At 44.2% G+C, this 19,271-nt stretch carries 20 protein-coding genes; 12 read left to right on the top strand and 8 right to left on the bottom strand.

The window, feature by feature from the left end; all coding sequences use genetic code 11:
• Positions 1-51: 51 nt before the first annotated feature.
• On the bottom strand, positions 52-510 hold the full coding sequence (locus tag ACFQS8_RS14995) for a CreA family protein (protein ID WP_382168865.1): 459 nt from the start codon (positions 508-510) through the stop codon (positions 52-54).
• Between the two features lie 130 nt (positions 511-640).
• Here ACFQS8_RS14995 and ACFQS8_RS14990 point away from each other — a divergent pair, with 130 nt between their 5' ends.
• Positions 641-1,216 carry a DUF1989 domain-containing protein gene (locus ACFQS8_RS14990; RefSeq protein WP_382168863.1) on the top strand — a complete coding sequence of 192 codons (576 nt, stop codon included), beginning with the start codon at positions 641-643 and terminating at the stop codon, positions 1,214-1,216.
• Between the two features lie 27 nt (positions 1,217-1,243).
• Here the strand turns inward: ACFQS8_RS14990 and gntA are convergent, their stop codons facing one another.
• The 4 genes from gntA to ACFQS8_RS14970 form a co-directional block, all read right to left on the bottom strand.
• Positions 1,244-1,963: a guanitoxin biosynthesis heme-dependent pre-guanitoxin N-hydroxylase GntA gene (gene gntA, locus ACFQS8_RS14985; RefSeq protein ID WP_382168861.1), complete on the bottom strand. Its 720-nt coding sequence runs from the start codon at positions 1,961-1,963 to the stop codon at positions 1,244-1,246.
• A complete protein-coding gene (locus ACFQS8_RS14980; RefSeq protein WP_382168858.1) occupies positions 1,935-2,237 on the bottom strand; it encodes a hypothetical protein in 303 nt (100 codons plus the stop codon). The genes gntA and ACFQS8_RS14980 overlap by 29 nt, the downstream gene beginning before the upstream one ends.
• A 243-nt stretch (positions 2,238-2,480) precedes the next feature.
• On the bottom strand, positions 2,481-2,813 hold the full coding sequence (locus tag ACFQS8_RS14975) for a PRC-barrel domain-containing protein (RefSeq protein WP_382168856.1): 333 nt from the start codon (positions 2,811-2,813) through the stop codon (positions 2,481-2,483).
• A gap of 310 nt (positions 2,814-3,123) precedes the next feature.
• Positions 3,124-4,305: an MFS transporter gene (locus ACFQS8_RS14970; RefSeq protein ID WP_382168853.1), complete on the bottom strand. Its 1,182-nt coding sequence runs from the start codon at positions 4,303-4,305 to the stop codon at positions 3,124-3,126.
• Between the two features lie 92 nt (positions 4,306-4,397).
• On the opposite strand from ACFQS8_RS14970, the gene ACFQS8_RS14965 reads away from it, so the two are divergent.
• Positions 4,398-5,285, top strand: a complete 888-nt coding sequence (locus tag ACFQS8_RS14965; RefSeq protein ID WP_382169204.1) for a LysR family transcriptional regulator — start codon at positions 4,398-4,400, stop codon at positions 5,283-5,285.
• A 287-nt stretch (positions 5,286-5,572) separates the two neighbouring features.
• On the opposite strand, the gene ACFQS8_RS14960 is transcribed toward ACFQS8_RS14965, so the two are convergent.
• The 3 genes from ACFQS8_RS14960 to ACFQS8_RS14950 form a co-directional block, all read right to left on the bottom strand.
• Positions 5,573-6,811 carry an Sb-PDE family phosphodiesterase gene (locus tag ACFQS8_RS14960; RefSeq protein ID WP_382168851.1) on the bottom strand — a complete coding sequence of 413 codons (1,239 nt, stop codon included), beginning with the start codon at positions 6,809-6,811 and terminating at the stop codon, positions 5,573-5,575.
• Positions 6,812-6,892: 81 nt separating this feature from the next.
• Positions 6,893-10,165 carry a TonB-dependent receptor gene (locus ACFQS8_RS14955; RefSeq protein WP_382168848.1) on the bottom strand — a complete coding sequence of 1,091 codons (3,273 nt, stop codon included), beginning with the start codon at positions 10,163-10,165 and terminating at the stop codon, positions 6,893-6,895.
• 205 nt (positions 10,166-10,370) lie between these two features.
• On the bottom strand, positions 10,371-11,345 hold the full coding sequence (locus ACFQS8_RS14950) for a helix-turn-helix transcriptional regulator (RefSeq protein ID WP_382168846.1): 975 nt from the start codon (positions 11,343-11,345) through the stop codon (positions 10,371-10,373).
• Positions 11,346-11,564: 219 nt separating this feature from the next.
• Here ACFQS8_RS14950 and ACFQS8_RS14945 point away from each other — a divergent pair, with 219 nt between their 5' ends.
• The 10 genes from ACFQS8_RS14945 to ureG all read left to right on the top strand — a co-directional run bounded on the left by ACFQS8_RS14945 (position 11,565) and on the right by ureG (position 19,270).
• Complete coding sequence (locus tag ACFQS8_RS14945) at positions 11,565-12,470, top strand: hypothetical protein (protein ID WP_382168844.1); 906 nt, start codon at positions 11,565-11,567, stop codon at positions 12,468-12,470.
• 149 nt (positions 12,471-12,619) lie between these two features.
• On the top strand, positions 12,620-13,372 hold the full coding sequence (locus ACFQS8_RS14940; RefSeq protein WP_382169202.1) for a PQQ-dependent sugar dehydrogenase: 753 nt from the start codon (positions 12,620-12,622) through the stop codon (positions 13,370-13,372).
• Between the two features lie 271 nt (positions 13,373-13,643).
• Positions 13,644-14,501, top strand: coding sequence for an urease accessory protein UreD (locus ACFQS8_RS14935; protein WP_382168843.1), 858 nt, complete (start codon positions 13,644-13,646; stop codon positions 14,499-14,501).
• A gap of 23 nt (positions 14,502-14,524) precedes the next feature.
• On the top strand, positions 14,525-14,827 hold the full coding sequence (locus ACFQS8_RS14930) for an urease subunit gamma (RefSeq protein ID WP_382168841.1): 303 nt from the start codon (positions 14,525-14,527) through the stop codon (positions 14,825-14,827).
• Positions 14,828-14,840: 13 nt separating this feature from the next.
• Positions 14,841-15,446, top strand: coding sequence for a HupE/UreJ family protein (locus ACFQS8_RS14925; RefSeq protein ID WP_382168839.1), 606 nt, complete (start codon positions 14,841-14,843; stop codon positions 15,444-15,446).
• A 9-nt stretch (positions 15,447-15,455) separates the two neighbouring features.
• Positions 15,456-15,761 carry an urease subunit beta gene (locus ACFQS8_RS14920; protein WP_382168837.1) on the top strand — a complete coding sequence of 102 codons (306 nt, stop codon included), beginning with the start codon at positions 15,456-15,458 and terminating at the stop codon, positions 15,759-15,761.
• Positions 15,761-17,473 carry an urease subunit alpha gene (gene ureC, locus ACFQS8_RS14915; protein WP_382168834.1) on the top strand — a complete coding sequence of 571 codons (1,713 nt, stop codon included), beginning with the start codon at positions 15,761-15,763 and terminating at the stop codon, positions 17,471-17,473. The genes ACFQS8_RS14920 and ureC overlap by 1 nt, the downstream gene beginning before the upstream one ends.
• 2 nt (positions 17,474-17,475) lie before the next feature.
• Positions 17,476-17,964: an urease accessory protein UreE gene (locus ACFQS8_RS14910; RefSeq protein WP_382168833.1), complete on the top strand. Its 489-nt coding sequence runs from the start codon at positions 17,476-17,478 to the stop codon at positions 17,962-17,964.
• On the top strand, positions 17,961-18,659 hold the full coding sequence (locus tag ACFQS8_RS14905) for an urease accessory protein UreF (protein ID WP_382168831.1): 699 nt from the start codon (positions 17,961-17,963) through the stop codon (positions 18,657-18,659). Before ACFQS8_RS14910 ends, ACFQS8_RS14905 begins: the two co-directional genes overlap by 4 nt.
• Positions 18,656-19,270 carry an urease accessory protein UreG gene (gene ureG / locus ACFQS8_RS14900; RefSeq protein WP_382168828.1) on the top strand — a complete coding sequence of 205 codons (615 nt, stop codon included), beginning with the start codon at positions 18,656-18,658 and terminating at the stop codon, positions 19,268-19,270. Before ACFQS8_RS14905 ends, ureG begins: the two co-directional genes overlap by 4 nt.
• The last annotated feature ends 1 nt before the right edge of the window (position 19,271 follow it).

The raw sequence follows: 19,271 nt of genomic DNA, 5'->3' as shown, positions 1-19,271 counted from the left end.
ATGCACTATTAGAAGTGGTGTTTATGAGTGCTTGATTTCAGTTTGTATCTTTTAGTTTTGAGCCGCAGCTTCAACTTCTGCCTCAGTAAGAGCCACCGTACTTAAACTCATCTTTGCTGAGCCATCTACAAGCTTTCTTGAATAGACAACATAGAGTATCGCGCGATTATCAAGATCAATAATTCTACGGACTGCCACATTCTTAAAGAAAAGACTTTGTCTTTGAGAGAAGACTTCTTCGCCACTTTTGCTAAGCTTTGCATTATTTAGGTTTATCGGGCCTGAACGCTGACAATCTATAGATGAATTGGAAGGGTCTTCAAACCAGTTTCCTTTGCCAAGACGATCCCATACACCACGATCAAAGTGTGTAAAATGGCAGACGACGCCAGGTATTTTAGGGTCACGTAGTGCTTCTATTTTAATTTCATTTCCAGCTAGGTCATTCTTAAATTCTCCCACTTCCTGGGAGTCGTTTCCGCATGCAGACAAACTGAATGTAGCGCACATTGATAGTATCACACTATTCAAATACTTTCTTTTCTGTCGTGGGAGCTTTTTTAGGGGCATGTGATTTGATGTCTCGCTTTAAGTTAATACATTTTATGTTGATTATTCTGATTTTAAGAAGGACGATATTATGAAAGAAATTCCTCCTCAGTCTGGGGTAGCTTTTGAAATGAAGGCTGGTCAAACACTGATTGTCACTGACATTGATGGTGAACAAGTTGGAGACTTAGTTGCTTTCGCAAAGCATGATAGGCGGGAATTTATGAGTTCAGGGCGAACCATAGATTACGCAAGTAAGATATACCTCTCCAGCGGAGATGCTCTATACTCTAATCGCAGCAACATTATGCTTGAGATTGGTAGAGACGATGTGGGCCGTCATGATTTTCTACTTGCTCCTTGTAGTGCAGAAATGTTTCGAAAACTGTATGGGCATGATTATCCTCACAAAGGTTGTTTTGGAAATTTGAGAGATGCTTTACATCAGTATGATATTGAACCTGATCAGATTCCGACTGCGTTTAATGTCTTCATGAATGTGCCTGTGGGTAGGAGCGGCGAAGTCAAGGTTTTACCCCCGCTAAGTAGACCTGGTGACCAAACGCATTTTGTTGCGCAGATGGACTTGATCATTGGTTTAACCGCGTGTTCGGCTGGATTATCGAATAATTTCAAGTTTAAGCCGATTGGGTATGAGGTTGTTTAAATTGGTATTTGGCAAGCTGGTTCTGAATTAGGGATGGAATGGACACTTCCAATCTGGCGGAACTTGCCTGCCTGAGTACTGGCGTGCCTCTGAAGCATGGCCATAATCTTCAAGCATGGGGTTTATTGAGCCGTTTAAAGCTTTGTCTCGTTCCCGTATTTTAGTTTTCATTTCTTCAAACCGTCCATCAGCACGTAATTTTTCGAACTGAATATGTGAATTGAAAACAAGAGTTGGGTAAGGGGCTTGGCGTGCGCGTCTGCTGCTCTTGGGATGCATACCAATTACAAAAAATGGATGGCCAGCGACGCTCATCGAAAAATCATTCTTTTCTGGCTGCTTTGAGACGGAAGGATGCCATTCCATTTCCAGCAGTAAGTCTAACTTGTAAAGCTGGCTCAACGTGCGCCACAACAGGTTTTCAAACCTAATTTCATCCATGTCCTGATCATCTTTGAATATGGCGACAAATGACTGCACGCGAGGGTCATCAAGTTTTAAGTCGTCAATATATTCCATGATATCTAAGTGCAGCGCATTCACGGAAATTTCTGATCCTAATTCTTGGTATACTCGGCTCACAACACTTTTCTGAGCGAGTGCGGCTTTTGCTCCCACACAGGGGAAAGGCTCAGATTCTACGAAATCTAAAAACTGTTTCAATATCTCAGCTTCGGAAATAGACGAAATTTGAGTTTGAGACATCATGGGAGAGAGCTTAAAACGTGTCTTGGAAGTTTTCAGCATGCACATTACCGCCTATAAATGTTGGTAAATAGGTTACGCCGGACACCCCTTTAAGTTCCGTGCTCTCTTGATTAAATTTAGCGTTGAATAAGGTGTGGACGATTGCTTCGTTAAACGAAAATGCCTGAATTCTCTTGGAAATGGATGATAGTGTGATTGAACTTGTGAGTTGGATTGGGAGCGGGACAGGCATGGCTGCGGCTATAATCGTCGCATCCAATATTAATGCGAGATGGACCGGTATCGGGTTTGTGATCTTTACGCTTTCATCCATTTTTTGGATAACCGCAGCCTTATTGGATGACGATAATCCATTGCTGGTTCAAAATGCAGTATTATTTTGTATCAACTTATTTGGGATTTATAGATATTTCTGGAAGCGTGTCGTCTCAAAAGACGTCGTTAGGGGAGATGGACCCACTTCGTAGAGATTTGTGATCGACTTCAGATTATACCATATTTAAAGAGAAAAATTTCGCCTTTAAATATGGTATAAGTCGTTGTTCTGTAACTTGAATTAGTATGTGTAATAACTGTTAATTTCGTTCAAGAAGCGTGTGTCAGCAAAATCGGGCCAATTGTCTTTATCAAAGCCCGGTGCATTTTCTAATCTGTCTTTTGCGACCTGCAAAACCATGCATTTATTATCCCGATCAACTTTTAATTGATTAAATGGCACTGCGAAATATTTATCACCCAAGCCTAAGAATCCGCCAAACGATAAAATTGCATACACGACTTCACCAGAGTTTGGATCGATCATGAGGTCCTTTATACTACCTAAATCTTCACCTTGAGTATTACGGACGCTATCGCTTGCGATTGAGCTTGAGGAAAGTAAGTAAGTCATGTCTATCTCCTTTATTACCCAGCCTAAAAACAGAACGAGTTTTTCAATTGAAAGTTCCAAACGATTGGGGATATACGTGAGGCATAATTTACACAGGAGCTGAGGTGTATACTTCTACGGCTCAATATTGGTGTACTGTTTGTATAGTGAGTTGATTTTCGATGCGATTGGCTTGCTCTCACGAAGTCGTCCGAGGTTTTTGTGAGTTCTTCTATTCATTAGTATCTAATTTGAGAAATATTATATTCTTTAAGGGGCATATCATCGACTGAGGGACCTTGCCGCACAGTTATGCGGCAAGGCGAGGGGGTTATTTAGCAACTGAGATATGAGGTGCGTCACCATTCACACGACTCGAAAGGCGAACCAGAATAATCCCTAAAATTACAATTATCGCGGAAATATAGGGGGTAGCGGTTAAGCCAATATGTTCGACAACTAATCCTCCAATCCATGCTCCGGCGGCTATACCTAGGTTGAATGCACCGATATTTAAGCCAGAAGCCACATCAACTGCACTTGGAGACACTTCGCGAGCAATCTGGACGACATAAGATTGAAGTGGGGGTACGTTTGCGAATGCAAAACCTCCCCAAAAAGCCATGATAGCAATAGTTGCGACGGGGTTTGTGAGCGTGGCTCCGAGCGCAATCAAAGAAATGGCAAGTCCAGCAAAGATAAAGGTAAGCGAACGCACCGCGCCGATGCGGTCAGCCAGTTTTCCGCCCGCGATATTACCTACTGCGACTGAGGCTCCATAGAGCAGCATTACTAGGCTAATTGCACCTGCCGATAATCCTGTGATTTCGTTCAACATTGGAGCAAGGAATGTGAAGGCAATGAAGTTGCCGCCATAGCCTATGGCTGTAATCAGATATACTAATAGAAGACGGGGTGAGGTTAAAACTTGTAATTGTGCTTTGAGCCCGGGAGAAGGCGTGTGGGTTAGATTGGCTGGTATCAGCAAACTAGAAGCAATAAGACCCACCACGCCAAGTGAAACGACACCGAGGAATGTTGACTGCCAGCCAAAATTTTGGCCGATAAATGTTCCCAACGGCACACCTGTTACCAGAGCAACTGTTAAGCCAAGGAAAACCAATGCAATGGCAGAACTTTCTTTCTCAGGCTCGACTAGGTCCGTGGCGATTGTGGAGGCTATCGCAAAGAATACGCCATGGGCGAGGCCGGTGATAAAGCGTGCAATGACAAGGCTACCATAATCTGGAGCGACGGCAGCATACGCATTGCCGAGCGTGAATAAGGCTAGCAAGAGCAATAACAATGTTTTACGTGGTACACGATCAGCTAAGGCGGTTAGCACAGGCGCACCAATGGTCACACCTAGTGCATAAAGGCTAACAAGGAGGCCTGCAGAAGGGGTCGAGACCTCAAGATCGATAGCGATTGTGGGTAGTAAGCCTACGATAACAAATTCTGTTGTTCCGACGGCGAAAGCGCTGATTGTCAACGCCCATAGTGCTAGTGGCATCGGGTATCTCCATTAGTAAAATGTTGACGCCATATATGCCTGCGGCTATCTGTTGCGAAAATAGACATGTTTGGAATAGACTATTGCGTAAAATGCATGAATTGCTTCGTATGGGGGACCTCGCTGCTTTAGTTGGTATTGTCGATGATGGTGGTTTCGCTGAATCCGCCCGGCGTAAGGGCGTTTCCGCCTCTACGCTCAGTCGTTCGGTTACACGACTGGAAGAGCAATTGCAGGTTACATTACTGCGGCGCACGACACGATCAATTGAAATAACGCCAGAAGGGGCGGCTGTATTGGTGGAGGCGCGGGAAATTCTCGATCGCAGTGAGACCTTGCAAGACATAGCGACAATCGGGCAGAAGCCCGCTGGACTTTTGCGAGTGAACGCGCCTGTTCCATATGTTCTACATGTCCTAGCGCCGCATTTGCCTCAATTTCGTTTGGCATATCCCGACATCCAGCTTTCAATTGACATGACAGATTCATTAGTGGATTTGATAGGCAGTCACGCGGATGTTGCGATACGGTTGGGGCGACTACCAGATAGTCAGATGCTGTATCGTCCATTGGGGCGCACGGCTTGGAAGCTTGTGGCGAGTCCATCCTATCTAGACCTCCACGGATGGCCTGAGACGCCAGCTGATCTCGAGCAGTTGGAGCAAGTACGATTTGCGATACCCGAACACATCAATACTTTGCGCTTTATGAACTATGATTCTCCCGTGTACGTTCCGGCTGCTTTAACTGCAGGCAATGGCGAAGCGGTGCGTCAATTGGTGCTCAATGGTTTGGGCATTGCACGTTTTTCCGATTTTATGATCGCTGAAGACCTAAGTGCGGGACGATTGGTCGAATTATTTCCAAATCAGCTCGATGCTGATCCGCTTGATATCTCGGCGCTATATCTTACACGTGCCTCAGGACTGCGCCGTTTGAGTGTTTTCCTAGACTGGTTAGGTTCAATTAGTGGAGGCTGAAACATTAGCCAGCTCGAGGGTGAACAGTTACCGCACTCAATTGTATTTACGTAGGGGTATGTCTGCGACCATTTCCTACGTTTAATTGGAAAATGAAGACGTCAGATTTACATAGTTTAGATATAAATTGCCGAGCGGATCGTAAAGTAAAAAACGCCACCTAGGACGTCATTTGCAGTGCCGATAGATGTTTTAGCCCCTTGTCTGTGAGCTTGAAGAATTCGCAGAGTGTTTAGATAGGGGGGGTAGGTATCTGGGTATTGTACAGTTTACCTACCCTTTGTTTTCTAATTCAGTTGGTAGCTGACCTCTACGTTTTTTGAAGGTGCGTTATAGGCGTTCAACACTCTAAAGTTTAGAATAACATCATTTTCTGGGAGGCTATCAGTTAATGTTAATTCTATTGAACTGTGGGCCGGAATAGTGACAAAATCAGTATTGTCAGAAAAGTCTTTGCTTCCGATATTCTCTAGGTTTAGAGGGATTGGACCGTCATTTTTTAGCAAGATTTGTACTTGCCCAGGGCGACGCATAGGTTTGCCAAGTTCAGCTTTCAAAACGCTTTTTACGACGCGTTCGACGTTTGTCGGCAAACCGATAAAAGTATTCTTATAGAGTGCTACAGTTGCACCTTCTGTAACGGCTTTTTTAAAAGCGTCTGAGGAGCGTGTTTCGGAAAGAACCAGTGTGACAGTGCGATGGTCTCCTGCAGCGATATCATAATCCTTGTCAATCAAGCCATGAATATCGGAGGTGCCAAGAATTGTCATTCCATAATCGATGGCTAACTGAAACGCAGACTCAGTATAGTGATCTCCATTGGCGACTTCTATCCCATTGATAAGGCCACGTTTAATTAAATCCTCTTGTTCCTTTGGTAAATTTACAATTCCATTTGCAGAATCTCTTCCCCATGCAGGGTGGTTCCAAAAGGTGAAGGCACCTTGGCGCTTGGCTTCTTCTAGAGCAATTGTTGCATTTTCTAGATTTGCTTCGGAGCGTTCTTTAATTGTCAGAAGTGGATTTGCATCTTCAATGAAAATTGCATTGACATGGCCTGGCGGAAGACTGCGCGTAATTTCGGCGCCTGGAATGATGAGTAGGGGTTTGGAGGGTGTGCGGTTTCTCGCAACAGCTTCGACAGCAATTTCGTATGAGCGATTTCTGTCGGGGTGTGGAATGTCGTCTTTATGCGGTTGGTGCTCTAAATGTTCAGTAATGGCCATGACATCAAGGCCATCTGCATATGCTTCCCATGTACGTACAGTTGGCCATACATGACCATCTGAGAAAACACTATGTGTATGTAAATCTGAGACCAAAATGTAAGATCCATCAATAGCCTTGGGAAAGGTGAGATCTCTCATACTTATTTTTTCTACAGGGATGTAGGTTTTAGCTGAAGTATGTGTGTGCTCTGTTGAGGCGGTATGCGGTATCTGTTGGTGATGGTTTGTGTGAACGCATGCAGTGGTAGCGAAAAGGCTAAATAAAGCTGCACTTGGCAGTTTAGCAAAGTTTTTCATTTGATGAACCAGATTGTTTAGGAAAAAGAAGGGAGGACAGAATGTCTGTCCTCCCAATGGGGTGTGCTGAGTTTTGGGATATTAAAACTCGTAGCGCAGCCCAACTCGGATGTTGTAAACAGAGCTTGTGTTGCTTTGGTATCCCGTAGGATCCGCATCAAAGTCTCTGTAACGGTAAAGGCAGCTGCCTGCTGTTGTACACGTTGTGCGTTGATTATCCCCACGTATTGAGGTGGCACCATCAACACCATTTAGGGCGACATCAGAAGCAGAGACTAAATCGGCTTCAACAAGCTCGATACGGGTATTCGTGCCGTAACGCGTTCCCCATTCGTCATTCAGCAGGTTTGCGATATTTTCTATATCGACAACAAATTTGAGTTTATTGCCTTCAAATCGCTTGATACCAAAGTCTGCGAAAGGTAATTCTTGTTGCCACTGGAAATCGAAGCGTGTGTTCCATGGGCCTTGACCATTTCCGCGACTTTGCACGCCAGATGTTAGGCCGCGTGTGGCGATGTATTCACCAAATGCATCTTGATCAAATGAGCTTGCAAAAACCACATTTGGATCGTTGAACTGGCCGTTACTTTGCGTTGGAATGTAGACAAGTGAATTGTCAGTTGCGCCTTCGCCATCTCCAACCTGCCCAAACAAAGCATTCCCATTATTGACTTCAAAGGTGTAACTAATAGGAGCGCCAGATGTAGCGGTTCCAAAGAGTGACAACTTTGTATTTAAGCCCTTAAAGAATTGTTTGTTGTAGGAAGCAAAGAGCTTGAAACTATGTTCAGTTTCGTAATTAGACGTTCCTAAAGACGGGTTGTTAAAGTCGCTATCAATTATTGCTCGGAAGCTAGATATCCCGCGTGTTGACGTACCGGGGGCAACACTTTGAATGTCCTGATATGCATAGGAAGCGTTGAAGGCAAATCCATTGTCATACTGTCCATTTAAAGCAACAGTAATTACGTCTGATTTGCCTTCATTTGTGGTTCCTAATTGGGTCACATTGAGAAGACCCAGATCATCAAGGTCAGCGTAAATGGGGCGCCCGTCGGGTGCAACGCCAAGGGGTTGGGTCTCGGCAAGGTTTGTTTGGGCTAGATTTGTCCAGATGAAATCATGATTTACTTCAGCATGCAGGTACTGGACGCTGAAATTATAGTCATCACCAAGCTGCAATGGGATACCAAATCGAGAAAGATCCGCACTAAAAGCTTGATCCAATTTCAGAGAATATTTCCAATCAGATGGCACCTCAAAGTCTGGTGAAATAACATCAATAGGAAGGAGTGTTGAAAAATCAGACGCTGCAGCCTGATCTAACAATTCCTGAGGAACTATCTTTGGATCAACTCCAGTAAACTCACCATCGACTTTGGCAACAATTGTTTGAAATGCGTTGGAAATCCATACTTTAGGGTCTCCTCCCGCAAAGAGTCCAAAGCCACCTGTAATTGTTGTATTTTCAAGCGGTTGGTATTTGAAACCAATTCGAGGCATAAGGATGTCTATGCCATCTAGGTTCTGGTTACTATCAAATCCATATTGGTTTAGGAAAGCTGGAGATTTTTGAGGTTCATCATCTTGAGTATAGTATTCATAGCGAAGACCATAATCTACAGATAAATCAGGACGAAGTTGCCATCTGTCTTGAGCAAATAATGATATTTTACCTAGCCCCCAAGAGGTGGCAACGTCATTGGCGTCATTGGTAACTGAGTTGCTATATAAGACTTTGGCATTTCCATTGATAAGATCATCAACGTTGTTGAAGATAAATTCCCCATTTGAACGATCTACAAAAAGATTGAAGAGTTCAAAATTTTCATATTCTGTTCCAAATGTAATCAGGTGTTCACCGAGGGTGTAGTTCCCGACTGCTGAAATTTGTAGACGTTCGTCATCATATGAGTTTGCGTGTCTGTAACGGTCACAAGATCCAGTTAGATATTTCTCACTTGTGTCAACAATGTCGTCGCCATCATCAATTAAACCTTCTAGGACTGTGCCCAAAATATCTGCTTCAGACAGACGGATATCGATTTCACCGTAAGTTGGGTTTCCACAAATTTGACCACGATAGTTTTCTTTGTAGTTCAAGCGAAGTTCAGTGGAAAGGTTTTGGGTCCAATCTGAGTTCAACTGTACTGTATAGACATCAATTTTTTGCGGTGCTTCATACCATGCGCTTGCAAACTCTGAGCTGCTGATTGAGCTTAAACCAGTATCTTCAATTTTCTGGTAAGTTGCACTTGCGCGGTGCGCGTCAGAAACATACCAGTCAAGTTTTCCAAGATATCTTGTGGTTGTCGCAGGCACTTGAATTGTTTGAGGGCGTCCGCCCATGTCAATATCATAAGTATCGAGAACGATTTGATTTAACGTGTCAAACAGTTCTTGAGTGCGGCCGCTATTTTTATCATCGATTGAAAAGTCACGGCCAGAACTTGTTTTGAATTCTTCGTAATTAGCATAAAAGAAGAGCTTATCTTTAAGTATTGGTCCACCTAAAGATAGACCATATTCTTCTTCATTGAAGGCTGGTACATCCACGTATTGTCCAAAGCGTGTATTTCCGACATAGTCTTCATCGCGACGGGTATAAAAAGCAGAACCTTTAAATTTATTGGTACCTGATTTTGTAATTGCATTTACGAGACCGCCACGAAACCCAGACGCTTTTACAGAGTAATCAGAGGCGACAACGGAAACGCTTTCGACTGCATCAAGCGAAATAGGTGAGCGACCTGAGTTTGTCGGCACGGTATTTGAAGATAGTCCAAAATCGTCTTGAATTAGCGCTCCATCGATTGCCAATCCGTTGAAACGAGGATTTGAACCGGCAATGGAAAGTGCACCTTGTCCAGTCTGCTGTGCGAGGGGATCACGACTAAGAGTATCTATAATTGAGCGATTTGCAGAAGGTTGTGATAGGATATCGTCGCTGCCATAAACCGATCCCACACCATTATTCAAATCTAGCATGGATGTACCCACTGAAACAACGATTGTATCTTGAGTGAGTTTGGGTTCTAGCGTGATGGTGTTTGATGATGGTTGTAGGAAGACATCTTCAAGTTTTGTTGTGCCTGCAGCAACAGAGTAGGGCCCACCGACACGAAGGCCTGTTCTGTAGAAAGTACCATTTGCAGAAGTTTGAGCAATTGCTTCACTTCCTGTGCGTTGGTCAGTTATGACGACAGTAGTATTTGCCAGTGGCTTGCCGTTTGCATCTAGCAGGCGACCAGAAATATCAGCAGATGTGGTTTGAGCAATAGCTACAGGTGTAAACGCGGCAGCTATAGCAATGCTGGCAGCTGTAAAAGCAAACCTTCTTTTGAAAAGCATATTATCCCCTAATTCGATTGATTTCCCGTTAAGTCAGGAAGTTCTAATTAGGAGCGGCGTGTGTCAGTGAATGTACAAATTTGGTAAAGATACGTGACGAAAAATCTGAAACTTTCAAGATATTTTGCAAGTCTAGAATTGGTATCTTATGTCTCGTTGTTTATGTATTACAAAACAAAGACTTAATGGATTTGATAGCGCTTTTCTATGAATTCTTTCTGTAGTTGCGTGGGGTATCTCCAACAATCTTTTTGAATGCACTGGCTAAATGGCTTGGTGAGCTAAATTGGTATTTTTTAGCAAGATCAGCGATACTTTCATTTGAGTGTGAAAGTTGGTTTTTAATCAGGTTTATTCGGGCATTAATGAGATAATTGTGTGGTGTTTGCCCAGTTGTTCTACGAATGCCAGAAGATAAACTTTCAAAGCTTAAATTCACCGCAGAACATATGTCTTTGAGTGAAATTGATGTTGTCAAATTAGCATGTATGAATTCAAGTGCCTTGTTGATTTTTTGATCATCTGATTTGAGATGATTTGAGTTGGGTACACCTCCTAAATTAGACCATCTGTGTAATGACCTTATAAGGATGTCATTGGCCACGAATTCTGCAGTTAGTTTACAGTATCTGTCTGGTGCTTTGAACATCGCTTGCAGAGCTGATTGCGCTCTATATATGGATGGCATTTTTTGAGGTAAATCATAGTCAACGAAGTTGAGTGAGCCTCCATTTGTAAATTCACTCGCATATGTTTCGAAATGACCAGGCTCAATGATAAGGGCTATCATTTCAGTCTTCGCTTCATTTTCTTTAGTGCGTTGGGATGTTCTTTTTAAATGACATCCTTTCTGAAAATAGGTGACTGTGTTTTCTTCAAAAGATTGTGGCTTCAATCTATCGCTATTGAGCGCTAAATTAGAGACGCTATTTGTGATGTTTAATTCAATGATATGGCCTGAAAAGGTATATTCCATATCAAAATCTTCGACAGTGATATGTCGAATGACCAAACCGTCCAAATCAAACTGTCGTCCTGAAAAGGGTTTGTTTTTGTGATCTACTTTAGCAAAGGTATGAAATGTATCATTTGCGTGAGGGATGTCTCTTAAATTAAGTGGTTGCTGGACATCAGGATGTACAGCGTTGCTGCGGAAATGATTCTGAGAAACAATAGCCATGATATAGTCCTCTAAGAATTATTCTTGGGGACTGAACTGCTACAGCAGGGCAGGGAATTAATTAAGTGAAGTTTTTGTTGCACACCCGATTGTTCACTTTACCAGTGCAGGACAGGTAGCGTTGATGGTATGCGATGAATAATGGCAGTCGTTCTGTCCTGTCATTCCTGCTCTCCCCAATCGGGAGATCTATGAAAGAAGCTGGGAGGGAGAGGTAGAATGAATTCAGAATACAAAGCTATGCTTAACTCTTGTGAAAGTTATAGTCGCGATGTTGAAAGCGATGATTATATCGTGGGCGAGCCCCAGTTTCTTTCAATGCGACAGAACCCTTGCTTCTTTGCGCTGAAAGATTTACCTACTCATATCCAGCAAATGTTTGAAGGTGTCGAGATTGTTAATCAGACTCAAAAGGATGCAAGGGGGCGGCGTTTAAAGCAGCAGCGCTTGTGGTATAAGCCTGATGAATATTATCGTCCAGAATCGCCTGTCCGGTTATTGGTTGAGGATGATGACCCGGAAAAGCGAAAACCCAAAAATGATCATATAGGTATATTGTTTCCCAAGACATTTTCTGAAATGTCAGAAGATGAGATTAGTCAAATCGGAAATGGAAATGGTTTTTCAACTTTAAAACAAAAACCAGTTTTTTCAGCAACTGCTCCACATACTGGAACGCTGAAAATACCGGAACCAGACCATTATCTTGATGTTTTGCGTAGAGACACAGCTGTTCGATCTCGTTTTTTGATCGTAAGCAAAAAAGCGCTAGATATCATTCAGAGGATTGTTCCGAGTGATGAATATTCAGTGAGTCAAGCGATTCAGTATGAAGATATAAACTGGTGTCCGCCTCAAGATTATTTTTGTTTCGATATTTTGCCAATTCGCCAGATTATCGATGTACCTAATACTTATACTTGTTGGGCATTAGTGCGCGGGGCTCCCGGTTATGTACTTGCTAAGACGGTTAATTGTGCAACTGAGCGGTCGTCTATTTTGGAAGAAGCGACTAATCTTGGATTAGGCCGTGAATGTACACAGCCTCATGAGTACTTTTGTGCGTCTGAATTGCTGCAAGCTTTCAAAGCCGCTGGCATTACGGGTGTATCTTATTCTAACTAAATTTTGTTTTAAGACATGGGCTGATTATGGGTGGTTTAAATCAACCAACACTAGGATTGGATGTTGTAACTAATGGGTGGAATCCTAGCGGTGATCATGGTCGTCGGAGTGATGATTCCTACGGCATGACACGCATAGCCTGAGGGCGTATTAAAAACGGATGTTGGGAAGATGAAGAGATTATTTTCCAGTCAAAGACTGAACATGAAACGAATAAAGAATATCACTTTGGCTCACGTATAGAGTTTTGGGATGGATATTTGTTTTTCTCCGTTGGTGACAGGGGGGAGCCAGAAAATGTTCAAGATTTATCTTGGCCAAGCGGTAAGATCCATAGGTTGCAATATGATGGACGTATTCCAAAAGATAACCCATTTATCGACGTAGAAAATGCTTACCCGTCTATCTTTTCCTATGGGCATAGAAATCCTCAAGGTCTCACCGTTGGCGGTCCTGATGGTGCGTTCTATATTTCTGAACATGGTCCAAGAGGTGGGGACGAAATTAATCGCCCTGAGAAGGGTAAAAATTATGGTTGGCCGATTATTACGCACGGTATGAATTATGATGGTACGCTCATGACACCTTTCACGGAGAAAGAGGGAATGGAGCAACCTATGAAATACTGGGTGCCATCCATTGCAACAGCCGGAATTACCTCGGTGCAAAGTGAAACCTTTCCCGAGTGGGAGGAAGATATACTGGTTTCTGGGCTACAATCTCAGGAGTTACATCGGGTTCGTTTTATTAATGGTGAAGCCGTTGAGGATGAAGTTCTCATCAAGGGAATAGGTCGTGTTCGCGATGTCACGCAAAGTAAAGGCGGTGATATTTTTGTTGTTATGAATGATGACACTTTTGGTCCAAGCTCTGTTTATCGGATTTTACCCATAAGTGAATAAATTTATTGATCAAACTCTATTCAAGTAATGATCGGAGTAACTGAATGAATATCGGGCTCTTAGTGAGCCTTCTGAAACTCTTTCTCGCGTTTAGGATGAAAGTCATTCTGGGGGGAGGGCTTGTACGGTGATGTATTTATTAGCAGTGTTGGCTAACTTCTATGAACTTTTAGGCAGGAGAGAATAGTTGGGGTAAAATCTGCGCTCGTATTTGCCATTGTTTGTTAAAGACGCCACCATCTGATCCTGTTTGAGTGTTTAGGATAGGTCTATGGACGGGTCTGATGTTGAATATGCCTCAGTTTCTAGAATGCAAAGATCACATAGCAGTGGGCGTCTCGTTGTTGCTGCACTAAAGGGGCGATCACACTTAAAACGTTTATTTGAAACTGATGCCCTGAAGCTACGTTTTCCCAAAAATAATATCACCTACGCCTTAGAAGGTATTCTCGTAAACACTGCGGGCGGGCTGGCAGGAGGTGACAGTTTATCGCTAAATATTCACGTCGAAAAAGGGGCCGACCTCACGATCACAAGTCAGGCGTGTGAACGTGTTTACAAATCCCTAGAGGAAGAGGCAGTCGTCGATCTTCGATTACGCGCAGACGCAGATTCTAATCTTATTTGGGCACCACAAGAAACTATTATTTACAATAATGCTCGCCTGACGCGCACGATAGACGTCACCCTATCTCCAAGTTCAACCTTTCTTGCGATCGAGGCTATTATTTGGGGACGTGAACTTATGGGTGAGCAAGTGCGAAATGGTGCGCTCCGTGATAGTTGGCGCATTAAAGTTGGCGACCAATTAGTTCATGCAGAAAATACTCGCCTTGAAGGTGATATTCATATGCAGATGCAGAATGGGGTTGTTGCCAAAGGTGGTAGAGCAACGGCAACGCTACTAATGGTCGGTGCAAATTGTGAAAAGCATTTACATGCTTGCCGTTCAATTTGCGCCTCTGCAAACGGTGTCGTAGGCGGTGCATCACATTGGCATGTGGGTCCATACGCTAAATTACTTATACGGTTGGTCGGTGACACCAGCTATGATTTGCGAAAGTGCGTAGTTCAATTGGTCATGCAGCTGTCCTCGAACGGTATTCCACCACGTGTGTGGTCCTTGTAAATTTGTAGCGTATAGGATGCGACATGTTACTGACCCCCCGAGAAAAAGATAAGTTGCTTATTTCCATGGCGGCGAATGTCGCACGACGTAGATTGGAACGCGGCGTGATATTAAATCACCCAGAAAGCATCGCCCTTATCACAGATTTTATTGTTGAAGGCGCGCGCGACGGACGCAGTGTATCCGAGCTTATGGAAGCAGGGGCGCATGTTTTACGTCGTGATCAGGTGATGGAAGGTATCCCAGAAATGATCTCAGAAATACAGGTCGAAGCAACATTTCCCGACGGGACAAAGCTGGTCACTGTTCATAGCCCTATTCGTTAATTGGAGACAGAAGTTGAAACATCTCATTAAGTTGATCGTCTTGGCTCAAATTCTTGTCGGTGCCCCAGCGCTCGCGCATACAGGTGGTCATCATGGTGGGGTTAGTGAGCGGATCGCATTTCACGATTTTATGGAGGGTCTACAACACCCTTTTGGCGGAATGGATCATTTGCTGGCTATTATTGCTGTTGGTGTAATATGCGTGCCTGCTCGCAAAGCTCATTTAGGTTTGAATATGTCTCTGTTGGCAGGGTTCGCTGCCGTGTTAGCGCTAGGTTTTGGGGTGAGTAGTGAGGGGCAAAATTTAGCTATTGAGTGGGTTCAATTTTCCTTCATTGTTTTGTTCGGAATGCTTATTCTTTTTCACAGATATGTGCCGAACTGGGTGAGCTATATTGTCGTGATCACATTTGCATTTATGCATGGTCAAATGATGCCTGAAGTGGCGACAAGTTTCGCGATTGGATTATGGCTCGCAACGACAATATTGATGGTTACGATTGCGGAAATTTACAGAACAACACTCACCAAATTGTCGATGAGTAGTCGGGCCCAACTTGCAAAGCATTTAGGTCAAGGTTTTTTGGTCAGCGCAGCGCTTATTGTGTGGGTGCAATAGGGGACCGTCATGCTTCCAGGTGAAATTATTCTAGCTTCCGAAGAGATCGAGATAAATGCGGGTCAGGAGACAATTAGTCTTAAAGTGGCCAACACGGGGGATCGGCCAGTCCAAATTGGATCGCATTACCACTTTTATGAAGCAAATCCATTTTTGATATTTAATCGTGAAAAAGCACGGGGTATGCGTCTGGATATAATATCCGGCACGGCAGTACGTTTCGAGCCGGGGCAAGCACGAGATGTAATTCTCACCCCATTATTAGGCGCAAGAAAAGTCTTTGGTTTTCGCCAGCAAATCATGGGCGATTTATAATGTCTGTTACAGTGCCTCGTTCTGTATATGTGTCTATGTTTGGACCCAGTGTTGGAGACAAAGTGCGTCTTGCAGACACGGAACTCTTTATCGAAGTTGAAAAAGACTTTGCAACGCATGGAGAAGAGGTCAAGTTTGGTGGTGGCAAGGTATTGCGTGATGGTATGGGGCAATCTCAGATTAGTCGTGCAGAAGGTGCCGTGGATACTGTTATAACCAATGCTATAATCGTAGATTATACAGGCATTTATAAAGCTGATGTGGGTCTCAGATCCGGACGTATTTCTACAATTGGTAAAGCTGGTAATCCTGATACTCAGCCCAATGTTGATATTATTGTGGGTCCAGGAACAGAGGTCATTGCGGGTGAAGGTAAGATACTTACCGCTGGGGGTATAGATTCCCATATACATTTTATTTGTCCGCAACAAATTGAAGAAGCCCTGATGAGCGGCGTCACAACGATGGTGGGCGGTGGAACAGGCCCAGCGCATGGGACACTGGCCACAACTTGCACACCTGGGCCATGGCATATTGGCCGAATGGTCCAAGCTGCAGATTCCTTTCCTATGAATCTCGCGTTTTCGGGGAAGGGCAATGCATCTCAACCTGCAGCATTGGAAGAAATGATACGCGGGGGCGCAGCGGCGTTGAAACTGCACGAAGATTGGGGAACGACGCCGGGGGCGATCGATTGTTGTTTAGGTGTGGCCGATGAGTTTGACGTACAGGTGATGATCCACACCGATACGCTGAATGAGTCAGGCTTTGTTGAATCTACGATTGACGCGATTAAAGGGCGTACCATTCACGCTTTTCACACTGAGGGGGCAGGTGGTGGGCATGCGCCTGATATTATCCGTGTGTGTGGTTTAGAAAATGTAATTCCATCGTCAACAAACCCGACGCGACCCTATACTTCTAATACTGTCGTGGAACATTTGGATATGTTGATGGTTTGCCATCATCTAGATCCGAGTATTGCAGAAGATATCGCGTTTGCCGAAAGCCGTATTCGAAAAGAAACGATTGCAGCCGAAGACATCTTACACGATATGGGGGCATTTTCTATCATTGCATCTGACAGTCAGGCAATGGGCCGTGTGGGAGAAGTGTTGATCCGCACATGGCAATCTGCAGACAAAATGAAACGTCAGCGCGGAGCATTGCCTGAAGAAAAAGGCAATAATGATAATGAACGTGTGAAGCGCTATATTGCCAAATATACTATCAACCCCGCCATAGCACAGGGGCTGGACCGTGAGATTGGTTCAATAGAAATTGGAAAGCGCGCAGATCTTGTTTTGTGGTCACCAGCCTTTTTTGGTGTGAAGCCAGATATGATTCTTATCGGTGGTTCGATCGCGGCTGCTCCTATGGGGGACCCCAATGCGTCTATTCCCACGCCACAACCTGTTCACATGCGCCCAATGTTTGGTGCATTTGGGAAAATGCGGACACAATCGTCCGTAACCTTTGTATCACAGGCTGCCATACATGATGGTCTAGCTGAAAAGTTAGGCGTCGAGAAGAACCTCGTCGCTGTCAAAAATACTCGAGGAGGTATTGGTAAATCTGCGATGAAGTTAAATACCTACAAGCCACACATTGAAGTTGATCCTGAAACTTATGAAGTGCGCGCCGATGGTGACTTACTAACCTGCGCGCCAGCCAACGAGCTGCCAATGGCTCAACGCTATTTCCTGTTTTAGCCATGCAAGCATCAACAATCATACGAGATTTTGCTGAGTTTTCCGATACGATCACACTAGATGAAACCGAACGATTTCGCCGTCGTGTCCGCATGGTGTCTGATGGCGGTATATCGTTTTATCTTAATTTGCAGACGGCGCGTTTGCTGCGTCATGGTGATGGCTTGGTTTTGGAGGATGGTCGGATCATTCAGGTTCAGGCCACCAAAGAAGACCTTTATGAAATAACCGGGTCTGATCCTAAACACCTGTTGTTTTTAGCGTGGCATATCGGCAATCGTCATTTGGCAGCGCAAATAGAGATTGATCGCATATTCATTCGTCAGGACCATGTGATTAAAGATATGATTGAGGGACTTGGCGGTCTTGTGAAGGAGGTAAAATCTCCGTTTGATCCAGTGGGCGGGGCTTATGATGGCAAAGATGAGCCATCTGGCGAACATGCAATGACAGGCCACCACCATCATCACACGATTGAGACACATAAATGAATGCTTTTGCTTATAATGATAAAAGTGTGATTGCATTAAACCCGCATGCATTTGTGCGTCTACAAGCATGGCTGTCACCAGCTTTTCCAACGGGTGGGTTTGCCTATAGTCATGGCCTTGAGCAAGCCTATGAATGTGGACGGATAAATTCAGTCGATGAGCTGACGCAATGGCTTAAAGGTATATTGCATAATGGCGCGGGCAGAAGTGATGCAATCATCTGTGCGCATAGTTGGAAGGCTCATGCTGATCATTTCCAATTGTCAGAAATAGCTAGTTTATGTGAGGCAATGGCGAGTTCATCCGAACGTCATTTGGAAACGATGGCCCAAGGTGATGCGTTTCTGCAAGCTGTTCAGGTTTGGGATAAAAGCATTGATTTAAATGGTGGTTTTCAAAAGCCTCTTTCAGTTGCCGTTGGTGCAATTGGTGCGCGTATAGAATCACCGATCATCGCGACCGTAACGGCCTTCTTGCAAGCCTTTATGAGTGCATTGATACAAGCGGCGCAGCGTCTGGGGCAGATTGGACAAAAAGCTGGCGTGCAAATTCTGTCTACACTTGAGCCTGATATAATTCAGACTGCAAACATAGCTGCCAGCGCACCACTCAGTGAAGTGGGAGGGAGTGTATTTATGTCTGATATTATGTCTATGCAGCACGAAACGCAGCATTCAAGGATATTCCGCTCATGAGTGAACCCTTTAAAGGCCCTTTAAGAGTTGGGATTGGTGGACCTGTAGGAACAGGTAAAACAACGCTTACTGCCAGTTTGTGTAAGGCTTTATCGCCTCAAATGTCTGTGGGGGTTGTCACCAATGACATCTACACAAAGGAAGATGCCGAAGCTTTGATGCGTATGCAGGCTTTGCCTTTAAGCCGTATCGAAGGTGTCGAGACAGGTGGCTGTCCGCATACAGCTATTCGTGAGGATGCGTCGATAAACCTGCGCGCGATTGATACATTGATAGGCCGACATCCCGATTTGGATGTGATCTTTATTGAATCGGGTGGTGACAATCTAGCAGCTACGTTTTCACCGGAATTGGCTGACATAACGCTGTATGTGATTTCAGTGTGTCAGGGGGATGATATTCCGCGCAAAGGTGGACCGGCAATTACGCGTTCGGATCTACTGATTATTAATAAGACAGATTTAGCTGATGCTGTTGGGGCAGACCTTGATCGCATGATTGAGGATACCAAAAAAGTGAGAGGTGTGCGTCCGTTTGAGCTGACAAATCTAAAGCGAGTGGATGGCAGTGAGGCTGTTGTGCAGTTTTTGCGTGAAGCCGGGGGGATTTAAG

The sequence above is a fragment of the Hirschia litorea genome, from assembly GCF_042665075.1.
GTDB classification, from domain to species: domain Bacteria; phylum Pseudomonadota; class Alphaproteobacteria; order Caulobacterales; family Hyphomonadaceae; genus Hirschia; species Hirschia litorea.
This window is presented reverse-complemented; position numbering and strand designations above follow the sequence as displayed.

Excerpts from the sequence above, each read along its gene's own strand:
- ACFQS8_RS14995 (WP_382168865.1), bottom strand. The coding sequence starts at position 510 with ATGTGCGCTACATTCAGTTTGTCTGCATGCGGAAACGACTCCCAGGAA.
- ACFQS8_RS14990 (WP_382168863.1), top strand. The coding sequence starts at position 641 with ATGAAAGAAATTCCTCCTCAGTCTGGGGTAGCTTTTGAAATGAAGGCT.
- gntA (WP_382168861.1), bottom strand. The coding sequence starts at position 1,963 with ATGCTGAAAACTTCCAAGACACGTTTTAAGCTCTCTCCCATGATGTCT.
- ACFQS8_RS14980 (WP_382168858.1), bottom strand. The coding sequence starts at position 2,237 with ATGGATGAAAGCGTAAAGATCACAAACCCGATACCGGTCCATCTCGCA.
- ACFQS8_RS14975 (WP_382168856.1), bottom strand. The coding sequence starts at position 2,813 with ATGACTTACTTACTTTCCTCAAGCTCAATCGCAAGCGATAGCGTCCGT.
- ACFQS8_RS14970 (WP_382168853.1), bottom strand. The coding sequence starts at position 4,305 with ATGCCACTAGCACTATGGGCGTTGACAATCAGCGCTTTCGCCGTCGGA.
- ACFQS8_RS14965 (WP_382169204.1), top strand. The coding sequence starts at position 4,398 with ATGCATGAATTGCTTCGTATGGGGGACCTCGCTGCTTTAGTTGGTATT.
- ACFQS8_RS14960 (WP_382168851.1), bottom strand. The coding sequence starts at position 6,811 with ATGAAAAACTTTGCTAAACTGCCAAGTGCAGCTTTATTTAGCCTTTTC.
- ACFQS8_RS14955 (WP_382168848.1), bottom strand. The coding sequence starts at position 10,165 with ATGCTTTTCAAAAGAAGGTTTGCTTTTACAGCTGCCAGCATTGCTATA.
- ACFQS8_RS14950 (WP_382168846.1), bottom strand. The coding sequence starts at position 11,345 with ATGGCTATTGTTTCTCAGAATCATTTCCGCAGCAACGCTGTACATCCT.
- ACFQS8_RS14945 (WP_382168844.1), top strand. The coding sequence starts at position 11,565 with ATGAATTCAGAATACAAAGCTATGCTTAACTCTTGTGAAAGTTATAGT.
- ACFQS8_RS14935 (WP_382168843.1), top strand. The coding sequence starts at position 13,644 with ATGGACGGGTCTGATGTTGAATATGCCTCAGTTTCTAGAATGCAAAGA.
- ACFQS8_RS14930 (WP_382168841.1), top strand. The coding sequence starts at position 14,525 with ATGTTACTGACCCCCCGAGAAAAAGATAAGTTGCTTATTTCCATGGCG.
- ACFQS8_RS14920 (WP_382168837.1), top strand. The coding sequence starts at position 15,456 with ATGCTTCCAGGTGAAATTATTCTAGCTTCCGAAGAGATCGAGATAAAT.
- ureC (WP_382168834.1), top strand. The coding sequence starts at position 15,761 with ATGTCTGTTACAGTGCCTCGTTCTGTATATGTGTCTATGTTTGGACCC.
- ACFQS8_RS14910 (WP_382168833.1), top strand. The coding sequence starts at position 17,476 with ATGCAAGCATCAACAATCATACGAGATTTTGCTGAGTTTTCCGATACG.
- ACFQS8_RS14905 (WP_382168831.1), top strand. The coding sequence starts at position 17,961 with ATGAATGCTTTTGCTTATAATGATAAAAGTGTGATTGCATTAAACCCG.
- ureG (WP_382168828.1), top strand. The coding sequence starts at position 18,656 with ATGAGTGAACCCTTTAAAGGCCCTTTAAGAGTTGGGATTGGTGGACCT.